Genomic DNA, 16,371 nt, shown 5'->3' with positions numbered 1-16,371 from the left:
TCCCCGGGCCCTCAGCTCCCCGCCGCCTCCAGGGAAGCCGAGAGTTCGCAGAGCGCGGCCCGGTTGGCCCGGCCGGTCTTGGCGGCGAGGGCCGCGATGTGCTTCTCGACCGTCCGCGGGGAGATGTAGAGGCGGTCGGCGATGTCCTTGTTGCCGAGGCGCTCCGCGAGGAGCCGGAAGACCTCGTACTCGCGGACGGTCACGCCCTGGGTGCGCAGGACGTCCGGGATCGTGCTCGAACCCGTGCGGCGCTGGCGGCCCGGGGCGCCCATCCGGCGCAGGGCCGCGCGGCAGGCGCCCGCGACGGTGGCCACCCCGCCCTGGTGGAAGTGCTCCTCGGCCTGGCGCAGCCAGGCCACCGGCTCGCCCCAGCCGTCCTCGTACGCCGCGTCGGCGATCAGCCTCAGGCCCAGGTGGAGGGCGGTGGCGTACGGGGCGGCTACGCGCAGGGCCTCGGCCACGGCCGCCGCGGCCTCCTCGGGGCGGCGTTCGCGGCCCAGCAGGACGGCCCCGGCGAACAGGACGAACTGCCGGTTCCAGCGCATCCGGCCGGGTGCGGTCGCGGCGATCTCCTCGTACGCGGCGCGGTCGGCCTCCCCCGACAGCACGTCCAGGAGCAGGCCGATGCCGTACCGCCCGCTGAGGTAGTACGTACTGGGGTTGGTGTCCTCCATGTCGGCGACGGCGCGCAGTTCACCGACGGCGCCGGGCCGGTCCTCCTCCATCAGCGCGCAGAAGGCCCGGGCGAGGCCGAGGGTCAGGGGTTCCTCCTGGGAGCCGGCGCCGTCGCATCCGGCGAAGGTCGCGAGCGCGCCCTCCATCGCGGGCCGGTCGCCCCGGTGGGCGGCCAGCGCGGCCAGCGCCATGAGGACGTAGCGGGTGGCCGGGGCCAGCCGCAAGCGCTGTACGACGGCCAGGCACTCCTCGGCGGACCGCTGCGCGGCGGTGAACTCGCCCCGCAGGACGGCGTCGAGGATCATGATGCCGTCGATGGTGTGGACGATGGTGGCCGAGCCGAGCCGCTGGGCCTCGCTCCGGGCGGCCAGCAGGGGGGCGGTGGAGCCCTCGGTGAGCCAGTAGTTGCCGCCGATCCGGGTCAGCGCGTACATGCGCTGGAGCGGGAGCTGGTGCTGTTCGGCGGTCTGCAGGGCCGATTCCAGCAGGGCGGTGGCCTCGTCGAAGTCCCGTTCGCGGGCGAGGGTGGCGAGGAGTTCCAGCGCCTGGCAGGCGACGGTGGCCAGGCCGTGGCGCTGGGCCGCCTGGAGGGCGGAGTTGCCGAGCTTCTCCGCCAGTTGGGTGCGGTCCGGGCCGGGGGTGTCGAGCGCGAGGTAGGCGGCGGTCACGTCGATCGAGGCGGTGGTGCGCTCGTCGGGGTGGGCGCCCAGGAGGGATCTGGCCTGGGCTATCTGTCTGTTGCCGTCCTCCCAGCGGCCCGCGGTGTGGGCCACCTTGGCGAGCCGGGTGTGCAGTGCGGCGAGCCGGGTGGCGCTCAGGCCGCTGCCGCCGAGGGTGTGCAGGTTCTCCGCGAAGCCGAAGGCCCGGGTGAAGTCCCCGGCTTCGGCGAGCGCGGGGAGCAGGGCTTCGAGGGCGTCGGTGCGCCCGGCGGGGTCCTGGCTGGCGGCGAGCAGCCGTTCGGCGCGGCTGAGCAGGGTGATCGCGGAGCCGATCCCCCCGGCCGCGAGGGCGCGCAGGCCGGCGGTGGTGAACAGGCGCCCGGCCTCGGCGTCGTCGCCGGCCTGGGAGCGCAGCTCGGCCACCAGGGGGCACCAGTCGCCTTCGAGGTCGGGGTAGAGCGCCTGTACGGCGTCGGCGGCGCGGCCCGACATCTGCGCGCGGTTGCCGGGTGTGAGCTGGGTGTGCAGGGCTTCGGCGGTGAGCGAGTGGCGGAACGCGTACCAGTCGGGGGCGGGTTCGTCGGGGACGACGAGCTGGGCGGCGACGCCGGCGTGCAGGTGGCTGAGCAGGCCGCGGTCGTCGATGCCGGTCATCCGCTGGAGCACGGTGAGCGGGAAGCGCCGGCCGATGACGGCGGCCGCGGAGAGCAGGGTCAGCCCCTGCGGGCCGAGCCGGTCGATGCGCCGCAGGATGCCCCGGGCGAGGGCGGTGGACACGTCGCTGCGCAGGTCGCCGACGACCCGCCAGCCGTCCTCGAAGCGGACGAGGGCGCCGCTGCCGATCATGCCCTGGAGGAGTTCCTCGACGAGGAAGGGGCTGCCGGCGCTGTCGTCCCAGAGCCGGTCCAGGGCCGCCTGGGGGACGAGTTCGGGTTCGGTGTCCAGCTGGGCCGCGATGACCGCGCCGACTTCGGGGCGGGTGAGCGGGGCGAGTTCCAGTACGGTCCCCACGCCGCGCCGGCGGGCCGAGTCGGCCATGTCGAGCGCGTCGCAGGGCTCCGTACGGATGGTGGCCAGGAGCACCACGTTCGTGTACTCCAGGTTGTCCACGAGGTACTCGACGACCGCGAGCGTCTCGGGGTCGGCGTCGTGCAGGTCCTCCAGGAGGAGGAGCTGGCCGTGCTCCTTGCCGGTGGCGATGAGCAGCCGCAGGACGGCCTCGCCGAGGATGACCATGGAGCTGTTGTTCTGGGCGTCGCTGCTCCAGTCCGGGATGATCCTGCCGAGTGCGGGCCGGTAGGGGCCGAGCGGCAGGTCGTCCAGGGGTTCGCCGCTGCGGAAGAGCGACATCAGCGCTTCGGTGAGTGGCCGAAAAGGGACGGTGGGGCCGGTGGTGCTGCTGCGGCCCCGCAGGGCCCGCACGCCCATGCCGAAGGCCATGCCCACCGCTTCGGCGGCGAGCCTCGATTTCCCGATTCCGGCCTCGCCGACCAGGAAGACCACCCCGCCGCGGCCTTCGCCCGCGTCGGTCAGTGCCTGCTTGATCTCACGCAGTTGCGGGTCACGACCGACGATGTACCGCGAACGGGAACGCATGTCCGCAATCTAGTTCATGGGATCGACCGATTGTGCGACGAAAGTTGGCCGTTTCGAACAGGGGCGGGGTGAAGATCCGGGAGAGATCCGGAGAAGATCGGACACGCTCTACCAGGTGACGTTCGGGGCCGAGACGCTCGTGTCGATCGTGCTCAGGGTGATGACGATGCCGCTGGTGAGCACCACACCGGCCAGGGCACGGGCCCTGGCGCACGCCTTGTTCCGTCCCGACAGGGTGATCCCGCCGGCCGGGTCCTCGGTCCGCGCCTCGGTGACGGCCGTCCGGGCGGCCTCGTCGGCGGCGGCGACGGACTGGGCGTTGACCTGGGGCTTCTGCATGGTGGTGAGTACCTTTCTCGATGCCTGAAGGGAGTGGTGCTCAGTGCTGAAGTGCTGAAGTGCTCAAGGGGCGAAGTGCCGGAGTGCCGGAGTACGGGGGGCGCTGTGCGGTCTCGAGGAGCAGGACGGACGGGACGCTCGCCGGGAAGCCCAGCCTGAGCAGGGCGTATCCGATGCCGGAGAGCCCGGTGAGGAAGCCGGGGGACGGTACGTGGTCGGGGGTGCCGCAGCGGTTGCCGTGATCCTCCAGTCGGCCGAGAACCTCCCCGGCGCGCTGCCCGAGGGCGGCCCGGGCCCCCTCGTGGCCCTGCCCCGCGAGCACGCCGAGCAGTTCCAGGGATCCGAGGGCGCCGCGGTGCAGGCTGAGGTCGGACGAGGCGCTGGGAGCGCCCAACAGGGCGGCACACCGGTCGAGTTCCGGCGCCGGGACCGGCTGCCCGGTGACCCCGGGCGCGCCGGCTCGGGACACGTCGGCTCCGGACACGTCGGCTCCGGGCAGCTCGGCTCCGGGCAGCCCGCGCCCGAGTACGTCGGCGGCGGCCACCGCGGTGCCCGCGAGGCCCGTGTGCCAGTCGAGGTCGGCGGGGCGCAGCAGGGCCTCGTCCAGCGCCGGGCGCAGCAGGGCCGCGCCGGTCCGCGCGTACGCGGCCCCCGGCTCCCCCGCCTCCTCCAGGACGGTGGCGTAGCGCAGCAGGGCCCAGCCGATGCCGGCGTCGCCGTGGGCGAAGCCGGGGGCCGCGGGGCGCTGTTCGGCGAGGATCTTCTCGCCCCGGACCAGCAGCCGGTCGGCGAGCCGCCTGGCCGCTCCCCGCGCCACGGACCCGTGCGCGCGCTGTGCGGCGACCGCGGCGGCCAGGGCTCCGGCGAGACCGTCGGCCAGACCGGCCGGCCCTTCGGCGCCTTCCCCGGCATCGGCCAGGGCGGCGCGTTCCAGGGCGGCGAGCGCCTCGGGCAGGCAGTCGGCCAGCTCCCCGCCGAGCAGCGGGGCCAGCCGGGCCACCGTGTAGACGATGCCGCCGATCCCGTGCAGGGCCCCGGGTCCCACCGCCGCCCCCAGCTCGGGGTCGGCGGCGAGCGCGGCGAGCAGCGCGGGCAGCGGGCGTACGGCCTGCCGGGCCAGCGCGGTGTACCGCTCGGCCCCGGTCAGGGCGCCGAGCTGGGCCAGGAAGAGCGCGACCCCGCAGTAGCCCTGGGCGAGCCCGCCGCCCATCGGCAGGACGGCCCAGTGGTCCCCGGAGACCTGCTCCAGGCCCAGCCAGTTGACGCGTCCCGCGCCGTGCACCGCCCGGGCCGCGATCTCGTCGGCGATCCCGCAGGCCGCTGCCAGCAGCCGGGAGGGCTCGGGGACGACGACCGGCGCGGCGGGGCCCGCCAGGGTCGAACGCGGGCCGCCGAAGCTGAGGTTGGCGCCGGTGACGGCGAGCGTGGCCGAGATGATCCACTCCTGGTCGTGGCGGTCCACCTCCCCCATCGCGGCGATCTTGGCGCGGGCCGCGTGCAGGCTCGGGGCCGGCAGCACCCCGTCGATGCGGGTGCCCCGCGAGGTCTTCAGCGCGGTGTCCGCGGGGTGGTGGAAGAAGAGCGGCACGTCTCCGGACCACAGGTCGGCGATCTCGTCCTCGACCAGCCGCCCGCGCGCCGGGTCGTGCTCGGATTCCGTCCAGAGCACGGCGAGCACGGTGTCCCGGGTCAGCGCGTCGCGCAGCAGGTCGGGGTGGGTGGATTCGTCGAGCAGGGTCGTGTAGAGGCGGGTCGAGCGGGCGATCAGGCGCCCCGGGCTGGTGGCCCAGCGGGCCAGCAGCCCCCCGTCGGCCGGACCGGCGCCCAGCAGTTCCGCCCGGTGTTCGGTGATCGCGTCGTACCCGGCCCGGAACCCCTCCAGCAGCGCCGCGCGGTGGTCGGCGTGGCCGGCCGTCCCGCCCTGCGGGCCCGGCCGGTTCTGCCCGGCCCCCGTGGCCACCGGCGCTCGCAGCAGCCGCATCTCGTCCGTTCCGGCGGCCTCCCAGCGCAGTCCGTCGCTCGGGTACGAGCCGCCGTCCCCGCCGCCGAGGGCCGAGATGTCCATGGCGCCGTTCTCGCCGATCAGCAGGCTCGGCAGCAGGCAGGTGCGGTACACCGAGGCCGCGAGGGCCTCCGCCGCCGGGTCGGAACCGCAGGTCACGGCCGCCGGCAGCCCGGCGTGCAGCAGGGTCTCGGCGTCCACCAGCACCGGCTGGTCACCGCAGGCGATGACGTTCTCGTAGTGCATGTCCACGCCGTCGACCGCGTAGAGCAGGGCGAGCAGCGCGCCCTGGCGCCGGTAGAACCGGTCCAGTTCGGTGGGCGTGGAGCACCAGCCGTGCTCGATGAACTCCATCCAGCCGTAGCCCTCGCCGCGCACCGAACGCGGGGTCCGCAGGCCCAGGCCCGCCACCTTGGCGTTGGCCCAGCCGACCGCCCGGTCCAGCAGGACGTGCTGGTCGAGCGGCCGGGGCTTGTAGACGACGGTCGCGCCGCCGGCGAAGCTCAGCAGGGCCACGGAGCGGTTGCCCTGGTGGACGTCGCCCCGGCCGAGGTCCACCCGTACGAGGGCCCCCGGGTCCGTACCGTCCAGCAGGCCCGCGAGGATCCGCGGGCGGTCGGCGGTGAAGCGGGCGAACAGTTCCACGGTGGCCGCGGCCGCCTGGTCGCAGGCCTGGCCGAGCATCCGGCCGAGCACCGGGTGGCGGGTGAACAGTTCGGCGAGCCCCTGCCGGGTGCCGAGCCGGGCCACGAAGTCCGCGAACCGCTCCCGCGGGGTCTCCCCCGCCAACAGGCCTCCGGTCCGGGCCCGGTGGAGTTCGAGGACCAGGGTGCGGGCCGACTGGCGGACCAGCCGGTCGCCGAGGCGCTCCTCGAAGGCGGCCCGTACGGCGTCGAGTTCGCCGTCGGCGAGGTCGAGGTGCGGGGCCGCCTGCTCCCAGGCGGATCCGGTCAGGGGGCGCAGCGCCGGCAGGAACACCGCGGCGCCGGCGGCGTCCGCCGCAGCGGAGGGACCGTCTGCGGCGAGGTCGGAGGCGGGGGCCTCGACGGGGGCCGCGGACAGCATCCGCTCGACGGAGCGGGCCCATTCGGGCTTGGCCGCACGGGCGGCCAGCCGGCCGGGGGCCTCCGCCGCGAGGGCGTGGGCCGTGTCCTGCGTGACACCCAGGTTCGCCAGCCGGGCCGCGAAGCCGTCCGCGTCCCCCAGGGACCAGGAGGCCGGTCGGCTGTGGGGGGCGTCGGCCGGTGCGGGTACCGGGGTACCCGGGGCGGCGAGCCGCTCCCGCAGGTTCAGGGCCCGGGCCCACCAGGTGGGGGCCAGGCCGCCGACCTGGGTTTCTTCGGCGGTGGTGGCGGTGTCGGTCACAGGAGAAAACTCGCAGAGAGCGGGGGGCGCGCACATGGGGGCCGATCCCCCATATTCCGCGGGACCGCCCCCATGGGGGCGGCGGGCCTGCGGGCAGGGGTGGTGCGCAGGCCTCCCGCCGGGTCCTCGGGGGTGGCGTTCCGGCAGGTCGCGGGCGCGCCCGGGCCCGGGTGGCGCCGGCGGACCCGCGCCCGCCCCGCGGACCGGGGCCGGGCCCGGCCCGCCGGACACGCCGGGTCCGTACGGCAACCACGCCTGTGGAAGGGGTCCTTCACAAATGTGGGGGCTGCGACCCGATGCCGCCCCCGGCCCCCCACCCGCAACCTGGGTGCAGTGCCCCTTCCGCCCTGTCCGGCACCCCGGCCGGCGGATGATCATCGGAGGACCTGGTGGGAGTACCCGTCCCTGTCGACGTCGTCGCGTTCGACCCCGTGCTGGAAGCCGGAACCAAGAGCACCCTGTTCGCCTGCCCCGAGGTCTCCCTGACCGCCGTGGGCGAGGCCGCGCGGGTCGTGGTCATGACCGTGGACCAGGTCGGCCGTCCGGAGCTCGACGTCCTGCGCACCGTCCGCGACACCCCGTCCCGGCCCGATGTCGTACTGGTGGCGGGCGAGTTGTCACCCGACGGCGCCCTGCACGCCATCGCCGCCGGCGCCCGGGGGCTGCTGCGCCGCCGCGAGGCGGACGTCACCCGCCTCTCCCGTGCGGTGCTGGCCGCCTCCCGGGGCGACTGCACGCTCCCTCCGGACCTCCTGGACCGGCTGCTGGAGCGCTCCGGCGCCGGCGGCCGGGCGGCGGGCAGCGGCTCCGACGGGGGCACGGACCCGTGGGCGGCGGCGGGCCTGAGCGACCGGGAGCGCAGCGTGCTGCGGCTGGTCGCCGACGGGCACGAGACCAACGAGATAGCCAAGCAGCTGTGCTACTCGCCGCGGACCGTGACGAGCGTCGTCCACGACATCACCCAGCGGTTCCGGCTCCGCAACCGCGCCCACGCGGTCGCCTACGCGATGCGAGTGGGCCTGCTGTGAGCGCCGTTGCCGAACTGACGCGCGGGACGCACGAATTGCGTCACCTGCGCGAGCTGCCTGAGCTGCGCGAGATGCACGAGATGCACGAACTCGCGCCCGTACGGACCCCCGCCGCCGCGGACCGGCTGACCCTGCTGCGCCAGGCCGGCGACGGCCGGATGCCCTACCCCGCCCTGGTCCGCCTGCTCGGCGCGGCCACCTCCGCCGCCTCCGCCACGGCCGTCGCCGCCGGCGCGGACACCCCCGCGGCCCGCTCCGCGGCGGCCCCGGCGGACGCTCCCCGGCTCACGGCCCGCCAGACCGCCGTCCTCACGCTGATGGCCGAGGGCCACGGCAACGCGGTGATCGCCCGCACCCTGTCCTGCTCCGAACACACGATCAAGAACGTCATCTACGAGCTGATGTCCCGTCTCCAGGCCCGCAACCGGGCCCACGCCGTGGCCTGCGCCGTCCGCCACAGCATCATCTGATGGCCGGAAAGCCACGCTTGCCCGTCGCTCCGCGGGTGTACGGTCAGCGCTCAGGCGGGGGAACCGGTCGGGGGGTCGGGGGAACATGAGCGACGCGATGCGACGTCGGAGCGCGGACGTCCGGCGCAGGGTGGAACAGATCGCGCTCGGCCTGATGGCCGCGTCGGGTGTGGTGGTCCTGCTGGCCGACCTGTTCGGATGGCTCGACGCGCTCGCCCCCGGGGGCGCGCTCCCCAAGGTCACGCTGCTCATCCTGAGCACGGTCACGGTCTTCCTGCTGCTCGAACTCGACCGGCTGAAACGGCTCGACGAGGTCCACGACGACGTCAAGGCCCTGGACACCAGTGTCCAGACGAAGATCGACACCCTGAACGCCAACGTCGAGGCGCACCTGTCCAAGCTGGACATCGACGCCATCGCCCGGCGCCTCAAGCGGCAGCACTACGGCGGCGTGGTCGCCGTGCACACCCGCTTCCCCGAGGACGTGTTCAACGGGTTCCTCGCGGACGCCGCGGACGAGCTGGTGATCCTGCAGACCTGGATCCCCAACCTGCACCACCTCAGGACCTCAGTGCACAAGGCGCTCGCCGACCGGCAGGTCCACGTCCGCATCCTGCTCCTGCACCCCTCGTCGCCGGTGGCGGGACTGCGGGACGAGGCGCTCAGGGCGGTACGGGATCCGGCCCTCGCGGTGAACGTGCGCGCCGGCGTGGAATCCTGCCTCGCCGGGCTCGCCCAGCTGAACGCGGAGCTCCCGGCCGGGTGCCGGGCGCGCCTCCAGGTGAGGCTCTACAACTCCCTGCCCTCGATCGCCGTGTTCAAGGCCGATCAGCATTTCCTGGTCAGTTCGTTCCTGCACGGCCAGCTCGCCATCGACTCCACCCAGATCGAGATCGACGGCGCGGACACGGTCATGGGCGAAGAGGTCCAGCAGGAGCTGCGCACGCTGTGGAGCGTCGGCAGGGACGTGGACCTCCTCGACTGGCGCACGTCGGTGGCAAGCATCAGCCTGTGATCCACGGAAGGGTACGGCCATGCACGATCTGCACGCTCTGGACGGGTTCGAGGACGCACTGATCGGGGAGTTCCGGGCGCATCCGGTCCTGGCGAACGTCTCCGGGCTCGCGGAGGAGGACTTCGCCGCGCTCCTGCTCCAGCGTCGCTTCGTCTCGCTCGCCTTCACCCCCTCCTACGACCTCGCGATCGACCTGCTGCGCGACGAGGCGGGGCTGCGGATCGCCCGGGTCATCCTGCGCGAGGAGTATCCGGACGGCCACGGCCACACGCCCTCGCACCGGGAAGACATGACACAGGACATGCGGCGGCTGGGGATCTCCCGCCAGGCCCTGGCGGCCTCCCGGCCCACGGCCGCCACGCAGGAGGTCGTCCGGGACACGCTGGAGCTGATCGCGGACGCGGGCGGCCACGCCGACTCCGACCTTCGGCTGCTGACGATCCTGCGGTTCTGGGGCGAGGTGCTGGTCTCCGTCGAATACGGACGGCTGTGGGAGCGGATGGCCCCTCTGCTGACCGAGGAGGGCAGGAACCGCTCCCGCTTCTACTACCCGCACCACGTCCACGACGCGAAGACGCACTCGCTGGCGACGGTGTCGCTGCTGTCCGGCTCCCACTCCGACCGCCTGGCCACGCGGGTCACCGAGCTCCTCGCCCAGGAGGAGTCGACCGACTGCTTCCGGGAGCTGGAGGAGCGGGCCCTGCGCCTCAAGACCCGCTTCTACGACCAGTTCCTGCCCGCCGTGGACCGCGTGGCGGCGACCCCCGTCAGCCCGCGTCTGGGGTGAGGCGCAGCGAGATGGAGTTGATGCAGTAGCGCTGGTCGGTGGGGGTGGGGTAACCCTCGCCTTCGAACACGTGCCCGAGGTGGGAGCCGCACTTCGCGCAGAGGACCTCGGTGCGGACCATCCCGTGCGTGGTGTCGGACTTCAGCTCGACGGCGTCGGAGTCCTTCGGGTCGTAGAAGGACGGCCAGCCGCAGTGCGACTCGAACTTCTCGGTGGAGCGGAAGAGCTCGGAGCCGCAGGCACGGCAGGAGTAGACGCCGGCCGTCTTGGTGTCGGTGTACTCACCGCGGAACGCAGGCTCGGTGCCCGCCAGGCGCAGCACCTGGTACTCGGACGGCGTCAGCTCGGCCTGCCACTGCTCGTCCGTCTTCTCGACCTCGTACGACATGACTCTCCCGCTCCCTCGTTCTCAGTCCGTCAGGCGGGCGAGGATCGCCGGACCCAGGTCCGTGACGTCACCCGCGCCCATGGTGAGAACGAGATCACCGGGCTTCGCCATTCCCGCGATGACGTCGGCGACCTCGGCCTTGTCGTGCTCGGCGGTGACGTCGGCGCCGGCGCTGCGGGCGGCCGCGATGATGATCTCGCTGGTGATGCCGGGGATCGGGTCCTCGCGGGCCGGGTAGATGTCGAGGACCACGGCGGAGTCGGCGAGGGCGAGCGCCTGACCCATCTCCTTGCCCAGCTCCTGGGTGCGGGAGAAGAGGTGCGGCTGGAAGACGACCAGGATCCGGGAGTCCCCGGCGGCGCCGCGGATGGCCTCCAGGTCGGCGGTCATCTCGGTCGGGTGGTGCGCGTAGGAGTCGATGACCTGCACGCCCGAGGCCTCGCCCTTGAGCTGGAGGCGGCGCTTGACGCCGGTGTACTTGCCGAGGGCGGAGGCCAGGTTGTGCACCGGGATGCCGAGGGCCACACCGGCGGCGAGGGCGGCGACGGCGTTGTGCGCGTAGTGGCGGCCGGGCACGGAGACGGTGAAGGTGAGCATCCGGCCGTCGATGAGCACGGTGACCTCGCTGGTCAGGCCGCGCGGGGTGATCTTCGTGATCCGGACGTCGGCGCCCTCCTCCTCGCCGTACGTGACGACGTTGAGGCCCTCCGTGCCGCGGACCCGGGCGGCGATCTCGGCGGCGCCCTCCTGTCCGTGGGCGACGACCAGGGTGCCACCGGGCACGATCTTGCCGACGAAGGTCTCGAAGGACTCGTAGATCTCGTCCATGGACGCGTAGTTCGCGTGGTGGTCGAGCTCCGCGTTCAGGATGATCGCGACCTGCGGGGTGTACTTGTGGAAGCTGCGGTCGCTCTCGTCCGCCTCCGCCACGAAGACGTCGCCCTCGCCGTGGTGGGCGTTGGAGCCGGGGGCGTCCAGGTCCCCGCCGATCGCGTACGAGGGGTCCAGGCCCAGGGCCGACAGGGACACCGCCAGCATCGAGGTGGTGGTGGTCTTGCCGTGCGTACCGGCGACCGCGATCGGCCGCAGGCCGTCCATCAGGGCGGCCAGGGCGTCCGAGCGGTGCACGACGGGGACGCCCAGCTCGGCGGCGCGCGCCAGCTCCGGGTTGTCGGCGCGGATGGCGCTGGAGACGACGACGCAGGTGGCATCGGGGGCGAGGTGCCCGGCCGCGTGCCCGATGTGGACCGTGGCGCCGAGGGCGCGCAGCGCCTGGGCGGTCTCGGAGTCCTTGGCGTCGCTGCCGGCGACCCGTGCACCGCGCTGGGCGAGGATCTTCGCGATGCCGGACATCCCGGCGCCGCCGATGCCGATGAAGTGCGGGCGTTCCATGGCGTTCGGCAGGCCGGGCGGCGTCATACGGGATCTCCCCAAGGTACGGGTCGGTACGGAATCGGTGTGCGGGAGGCGGTACGGGGCGGTGTCCCCCCGGCTCGCACGTCCCGGCGCGTGTGTCGGATGCCAGCCTATTCGTTGTGGGCGAAGAGCTTGAGCACCGGAACCCCGACCTTGTGGCGCGCGCGGGAGGCCCAGTCCCGGTGGAAGAACTCCTCGACGAAGTGCGGGGAGGTCAGGACGATCACCTCGTCGGCGCTCGACTCGTCCACGACGGCCTTGAGCTTGTCGAGCGGGTGGTCCTCGATGATCTGCCCGCTGGCCTTGGCGCCCTTCTTGCGCAGGGCCTCCAGGGAGTGGACGAGTGCCTGCTCGGCCGGGCCGCGGGCGGCGTGGCCCTCGGGGATGTCCGCCTCGTGGAGCGCCTCGGGGAGCTCGCCGAGCGCCACGTCGTCGATGGCCCGCAGCAGCCGGTCCTGGTCGCCCCGGGGCTGGAGGAGGACGAGGAAGGAAACCGGGTCGTCCCCGTGCAGGCTGGTGACGAAGTCCACGTCGACGCTGGTCAGCGGCTGCTCGATCATCAAAACGCTCGTGAACACGGACGCCCTCTCCTTCATGGGCCGGGGCCGGTCGGCCGGCCCCTGCGGAAACCATCCTGCCCCGCTCTCACGGGGCCCTGCGTGGATATATCTGCCCAGGTATGTGCCCACCGGAAGCTAAGCGGAACTACAAATTCCGCTCCTTCTCAGATCCGACGGTAGCTCGTGTAGAGGAACCCGGCCTCCTCCAGTACGGAGGCGGGCGCCAGCCGGTGCGGCACCGCCACCGGGGGTCCCCCGGAGATCCGCTGGGCCCCGCCCGCGGCCAGCATCGGCGAGATCGTCAGGCACAGCTCGTCCAGCGCGTCGGCGGCCACGAACTGCCCCAGCAGCCGGGGACCGCCCTCGGTGAGCTGGCGGCGCAGCCCCCGGTCCGCCAGCTCCCGTACGATCCGGGCCGGATCCACGGCCGCCCCGTCGCCCGCCAGGACGACCTCGGCCCCGGCCCCGGCGGCCGCCGCCACCCGTTCGGCGGATGCGGCCGCCCCGGTCACCACGAGGGTCGGCACGAGGGGCGAGCTGAACAGCGGCAGCGAGAAGTCCAGGTCCAGGCCGGCCGTGACCACCGCGATGGCGGGGGCGGGGCCCTGTCCGGCGGCCGCGCGCCGGGCCGCGAAGGCCTCACGGGCCCGCGCCGGGCGGTACCCCTCCTGGCGAACCGTTTCGGCGCCGACGACCACCACATCGGCCAGCGCCCGCAGGGTGCCGAAGATCCGCATGTCGGTCTCGCTGGAGATCGGCTGCGAGCGCCCGTCGTGCTGGGCCGCGCCGTCCAGGGTGGAGACCATGTTGGCCCGCAGCCAGTGCCCCTCCGGGCCGAGTGCGGGGTACGCGTACGCCTCCGCCAGCTCGTCCAGCGACCACTCGCGGTCACTGCGGTCACCGCGGTCCGCGGGGGCCGACGTCTCGTCGGCCGATGTCTGATCGGTCACAGGGAACAGGCGTCGCATCGGTGCAGTGTGCCACGCCCCGTAGAGTTAAGAGCTGTGTCAACATCACTCTCCACCTCCGGATCCACCTACGGGCGACCCCCGATAGCCGGCCCGGCCGAGGCCGGCCCGCAGGCCCTGTGCGCCCGCGAGCCCCGGGTGCCCGCCGAGCGGCTGGTGGCCGAGATGGTGCCGCCTCCGCGTTTCGACTCGGTGCGCTTCGACACGTACGACCCCGACCCCGGTCAGCCCAGCCAGGCCGAGGCCGTCACCGTGCTCAGCGGCTTCGCCGCCGGGCTGGGCGGGGCCCACGCGAGCGGCGGCGCCAAGCGCCGCTGGTTCGCGAAGAAGGCACCGGTCCCCACCGGCCCGCGCGGGGTCTACCTCGACGGCGGCTACGGCGTCGGCAAGACGCACCTGCTGGCCTCCCTCTGGCACGCCACCCCGGCCGAGCCCGCGCTCAAGGCCTTCGGCACCTTCGTGGAGCTGACCAACCTGGTCGGGGCACTGGGCTTCCAGCAGACCGTCCAGACGCTCGGCGGCCACCGCCTCCTGTGCATCGACGAGTTCGAACTGGACGACCCGGGCGACACCGTCCTCGTCTCCTCGCTGCTGAGCCGGCTGGTCGAGCAGGGCGTGGCGCTGGCCGCCACCTCCAACACCCTGCCCGGCAAGCTCGGCGAGGGCCGGTTCGCCGCCGCGGACTTCCTGCGGGAGATCCAGGGGCTCTCGGCGCACTTCCGCCCGCTGCGCATCGACGGCCAGGACTACCGCCACCGCGGCCTGCCGGAGGCCCCGGCGCCGTTCTCGGACGAGCAGGTCACGAAGGCCGCGTACGCGACCGAGGGCGCGAGCCTGGACGACTTCCCGGGACTGCTGGAGCACCTGGCCAAGGTCCACCCCAGCCGGTACGGCGCCCTCACGGACGGCATAGCGGCGGTCTGCCTGACCGACGTCGGCCCGGTCCCGGACCAGTCGACGGCGCTGCGCCTCGTCGTCCTCGCCGACCGCCTGTACGACCGGGAGATACCGGTCCTGGCATCGGGCGTGCCCTTCGACAGGCTCTTCAGTGAAGAAATGCTGAACGGCGGCTACCGCAAGAAGTACTTCCGGGCCATCTCAAGGCTCACCGCACTGGCGCGCGACGCGAAACCCCTGGTGTCCCAGTAGGTTTGGGGACGTCGGCCGTTCCGTACGGGCTACGGGCACGGTCCGGCCGTTCCCACTTTCTCCGAAGGGATCCACCATGGCCACCACGCGTACCGCGCACACCGACTGGGAAGGCAACCTGCTCAAGGGCGCCGGTGTCGTCACCCTCGACTCCTCGGGTCGGGGTTCGTTCGACGTCTCCTGGCCCTCGCGCGCCGAGGCCGCGAACGGCAAGACCAGCCCCGAAGAGCTGATCGCCGCCGCGCACTCCAGCTGCTACTCGATGGCCCTCTCGCACGGCCTCGACGGGGCCGGCACGCCGCCCACCCGGGTGGAGACCAAGGCCGACGTGACCTTCCAGCCGGGCGAGGGCATCACCGGCATCCACCTGACGGTGCGCGCCGAGGTACCCGGCCTGGACGCGGAGGGCTTCGCCGCCGCCGCCGAGGACGCCAAGAAGAACTGCCCGGTCAGCCAGGCCCTGACCGGCACGACGATCACCCTGAGCGCGGAGCTGATCTAGCCCTCCGGCGGCCCGGCGCGTCCGGGGCAGGGGGGCGGGGGCCCGTGGTACCACGGGCCCGTCACCCCCCTCGCCCCGGGAGCCGCCGATGTCCGTCAGCCGCCGCACCCTGCTCGCCGGAATCGCCTTCAGCGGATCCCTCGGCTCCGTCTTCGCCGGCAGCTCCCGCGCCGTCCCGCTGTCCGCAGAGGGCTACGGCCCGCTGGTGCCCGACCCCGGCAAGCTGCTCGACCTGCCCGCCGGGTTCCGCTACCGCGTGCTCTCCCGCGCCGGCGACGCCCTGCGCTCCGGCGAAGGACCCGTACCGGCCAACTGCGACGGCATGGCCGCCTTCGACGCGGGCTCCGGCCGGGTCCGCCTCGTCCGCAACCACGAGAACCGCGCCACCGCCGCCCTGCGCGTCCCCGCCGCCCGGGGCCTCACCTACGACCCCCACGCCCTCGGCGGCTGCACCCTCCTGGAGCTCGACGCGGACGGCACCGTCACCGGCGAGCGCGTCGCCCTCGCCGGCACCGCCGTCAACTGCGCGGGTGGCCGTACCCCCTGGAACACCTGGCTCAGCTGCGAGGAGACCGAGGACCGCGCCGGGACCTCCGGCTACACCGAGGACCACGGTTACGTCTTCGAGGTCGACCCCGCCGACCCGTACCGCTGCGGAGCCGTCCCGCTCACCGCGATGGGCCGCTTCGCGCACGAGGCCGTCGCCGTCGATCCGCACCGCGGGACCGTCTACGAGACCGAGGACGCCTTCACCCGTCCCTTCGGGCTCTTCTACCGCTTCCTGCCCGCGCGGCCCCTGGCCGGCCCCGGCTCCCTGCGGGCCGGCGGCACCCTCCACGCCCTGCGCGTCCCGGGACTGGCCGACCTCTCCGTCGTGGACGTGCCCGGCGCCGAGTTCCCGGTCGAGTGGGTCCCCGTACCGGACCCCTCGGCGGCTCGGACCCCCATCCGGTTCCAGGACTTCGGTCCGGGCGGGATCACCCACGCGCAGAAGCTGGAGGGCTGCTACTGGGGCGACGGAGGCGTCCACTTCGTCTCCAGCTACGCCCGCCGCCTCGAGGGGGCGCCCGCCGACCACCACGGCCAGGTCTGGTTCCACGACCCGCGGCGCTCCACGATCCGGCTGGACGTGCTCTTCGGGCCCGCCGCCGACGTCCGGCTGCCCGGGGACTCCCCCGACAACATCTGCCTGGCCCCGGACGGCGGCCTGATGGTGTGCGAGGACGGCGGCGGGGCGCAGTACGTCTTCGGCGTCACGCCGGGCGGCGAGGTGTACCCGATGGCCCGGGGCGCCGATGACATCGGCCGGCCCGGGGCGCCGGAATGGGGCGAGTTCGCCGGGGTCACCTTCTCCCCCGACGGGCGGACGATGTACGTCAACGCCTACGCCCCGGGGACCACCTTCGCCGTGACGGGCCCCTGGCACTGACCCGCCGGCCCCGCGGCCCCGCC

The 16,371-nt window shown here is 73.8% G+C and carries 14 protein-coding genes; 7 read left to right on the top strand and 7 right to left on the bottom strand.

The features are described 5' to 3' along the window. Positions 1–11: 11 nt before the first annotated feature. From ACFYXV_RS18665 to ACFYXV_RS18655, 3 genes are all read right to left on the bottom strand, one after another. The gene (locus tag ACFYXV_RS18665; protein WP_389383475.1) at positions 12–2,930 is read right to left on the bottom strand and encodes a helix-turn-helix transcriptional regulator; all 2,919 of its coding nucleotides are present in this window, start codon (positions 2,928–2,930) and stop codon (positions 12–14) included. Positions 2,931–3,038: 108 nt separating this feature from the next. After that, entirely contained in the window at positions 3,039–3,269 is a 231-nt protein-coding gene (locus ACFYXV_RS18660; RefSeq protein ID WP_383337704.1) for a hypothetical protein, read from the bottom strand. A 40-nt stretch (positions 3,270–3,309) separates the two neighbouring features. Beyond that, the gene (locus ACFYXV_RS18655) at positions 3,310–6,636 is read right to left on the bottom strand and encodes a type 2 lanthipeptide synthetase LanM family protein (RefSeq protein WP_389383474.1); all 3,327 of its coding nucleotides are present in this window, start codon (positions 6,634–6,636) and stop codon (positions 3,310–3,312) included. Positions 6,637–7,025: 389 nt separating this feature from the next. Here ACFYXV_RS18655 and ACFYXV_RS18650 point away from each other — a divergent pair, with 389 nt between their 5' ends. The 4 genes from ACFYXV_RS18650 (at position 7,026) to ACFYXV_RS18635 (ending at position 9,936) form a co-directional block, all read left to right on the top strand. Continuing rightward, positions 7,026–7,664, top strand: a complete 639-nt coding sequence (locus ACFYXV_RS18650; protein ID WP_385460777.1) for a LuxR C-terminal-related transcriptional regulator — start codon at positions 7,026–7,028, stop codon at positions 7,662–7,664. Continuing rightward, on the top strand, positions 7,661–8,134 hold the full coding sequence (locus ACFYXV_RS18645) for a response regulator transcription factor (RefSeq protein ID WP_389383473.1): 474 nt from the start codon (positions 7,661–7,663) through the stop codon (positions 8,132–8,134). The genes ACFYXV_RS18650 and ACFYXV_RS18645 overlap by 4 nt, the downstream gene beginning before the upstream one ends. A gap of 97 nt (positions 8,135–8,231) precedes the next feature. Then, the gene (locus ACFYXV_RS18640) at positions 8,232–9,149 is read left to right on the top strand and encodes a hypothetical protein (RefSeq protein ID WP_385460771.1); all 918 of its coding nucleotides are present in this window, start codon (positions 8,232–8,234) and stop codon (positions 9,147–9,149) included. Between the two features lie 19 nt (positions 9,150–9,168). Next, a complete protein-coding gene (locus tag ACFYXV_RS18635) occupies positions 9,169–9,936 on the top strand; it encodes a hypothetical protein (RefSeq protein ID WP_385460768.1) in 768 nt (255 codons plus the stop codon). On the opposite strand, the gene msrB is transcribed toward ACFYXV_RS18635, so the two are convergent. The 4 genes from msrB to ACFYXV_RS18615 all read right to left on the bottom strand — a co-directional run bounded on the left by msrB (position 9,917) and on the right by ACFYXV_RS18615 (position 13,268). Beyond that, positions 9,917–10,324 (bottom strand): peptide-methionine (R)-S-oxide reductase MsrB, encoded by a 408-nt coding sequence (gene msrB / locus ACFYXV_RS18630; RefSeq protein WP_383337692.1) that lies wholly within the window; start codon positions 10,322–10,324, stop codon positions 9,917–9,919. The two genes, ACFYXV_RS18635 and msrB, sit on opposite strands and share 20 nt — an antisense overlap. Before the next feature lie 21 nt (positions 10,325–10,345). Further along, on the bottom strand, positions 10,346–11,743 hold the full coding sequence (gene murC, locus ACFYXV_RS18625; protein WP_385460764.1) for a UDP-N-acetylmuramate--L-alanine ligase: 1,398 nt from the start codon (positions 11,741–11,743) through the stop codon (positions 10,346–10,348). 107 nt (positions 11,744–11,850) lie between these two features. Further along, entirely contained in the window at positions 11,851–12,318 is a 468-nt protein-coding gene (locus ACFYXV_RS18620; RefSeq protein ID WP_383337688.1) for an indole-3-glycerol phosphate synthase, read from the bottom strand. A 146-nt stretch (positions 12,319–12,464) separates the two neighbouring features. Then, positions 12,465–13,268, bottom strand: a complete 804-nt coding sequence (locus ACFYXV_RS18615) for a pyrimidine reductase family protein (protein WP_385460760.1) — start codon at positions 13,266–13,268, stop codon at positions 12,465–12,467. A gap of 36 nt (positions 13,269–13,304) precedes the next feature. On the opposite strand from ACFYXV_RS18615, the gene zapE reads away from it, so the two are divergent. From zapE to ACFYXV_RS18600, 3 genes are all read left to right on the top strand, one after another. Continuing rightward, the gene (gene zapE, locus ACFYXV_RS18610) at positions 13,305–14,417 is read left to right on the top strand and encodes a cell division protein ZapE (protein ID WP_385460757.1); all 1,113 of its coding nucleotides are present in this window, start codon (positions 13,305–13,307) and stop codon (positions 14,415–14,417) included. Positions 14,418–14,493: 76 nt separating this feature from the next. Beyond that, positions 14,494–14,919, top strand: a complete 426-nt coding sequence (locus ACFYXV_RS18605; RefSeq protein WP_385460754.1) for an OsmC family protein — start codon at positions 14,494–14,496, stop codon at positions 14,917–14,919. Between the two features lie 88 nt (positions 14,920–15,007). Next, the gene (locus ACFYXV_RS18600) at positions 15,008–16,348 is read left to right on the top strand and encodes an alkaline phosphatase PhoX (protein ID WP_389383472.1); all 1,341 of its coding nucleotides are present in this window, start codon (positions 15,008–15,010) and stop codon (positions 16,346–16,348) included. Positions 16,349–16,371: the final 23 nt, after the last annotated feature.

Origin of the sequence: Streptomyces sp. NPDC002181 (genome assembly GCF_042890485.1) — a bacterium.
Classification (GTDB): domain Bacteria; phylum Actinomycetota; class Actinomycetes; order Streptomycetales; family Streptomycetaceae; genus Streptomyces.
This window is presented reverse-complemented; position numbering and strand designations above follow the sequence as displayed.

What these genes read in the sequence shown, in the direction of transcription:
- ACFYXV_RS18615 (WP_385460760.1), bottom strand. Translation starts at nt 13,268, where the DNA reads ATGCGACGCCTGTTCCCTGTGACCGATCAGACATCGGCCGACGAGACG.
- msrB (WP_383337692.1), bottom strand. Translation starts at nt 10,324, where the DNA reads ATGTCGTACGAGGTCGAGAAGACGGACGAGCAGTGGCAGGCCGAGCTG.
- ACFYXV_RS18600 (WP_389383472.1), top strand. Translation starts at nt 15,008, where the DNA reads ATGTCCGTCAGCCGCCGCACCCTGCTCGCCGGAATCGCCTTCAGCGGA.
- ACFYXV_RS18635 (WP_385460768.1), top strand. Translation starts at nt 9,169, where the DNA reads ATGCACGATCTGCACGCTCTGGACGGGTTCGAGGACGCACTGATCGGG.
- ACFYXV_RS18665 (WP_389383475.1), bottom strand. Translation starts at nt 2,930, where the DNA reads ATGCGTTCCCGTTCGCGGTACATCGTCGGTCGTGACCCGCAACTGCGT.
- ACFYXV_RS18605 (WP_385460754.1), top strand. Translation starts at nt 14,494, where the DNA reads ATGGCCACCACGCGTACCGCGCACACCGACTGGGAAGGCAACCTGCTC.
- murC (WP_385460764.1), bottom strand. Translation starts at nt 11,743, where the DNA reads ATGACGCCGCCCGGCCTGCCGAACGCCATGGAACGCCCGCACTTCATC.
- ACFYXV_RS18640 (WP_385460771.1), top strand. Translation starts at nt 8,232, where the DNA reads ATGCGACGTCGGAGCGCGGACGTCCGGCGCAGGGTGGAACAGATCGCG.
- ACFYXV_RS18660 (WP_383337704.1), bottom strand. Translation starts at nt 3,269, where the DNA reads ATGCAGAAGCCCCAGGTCAACGCCCAGTCCGTCGCCGCCGCCGACGAG.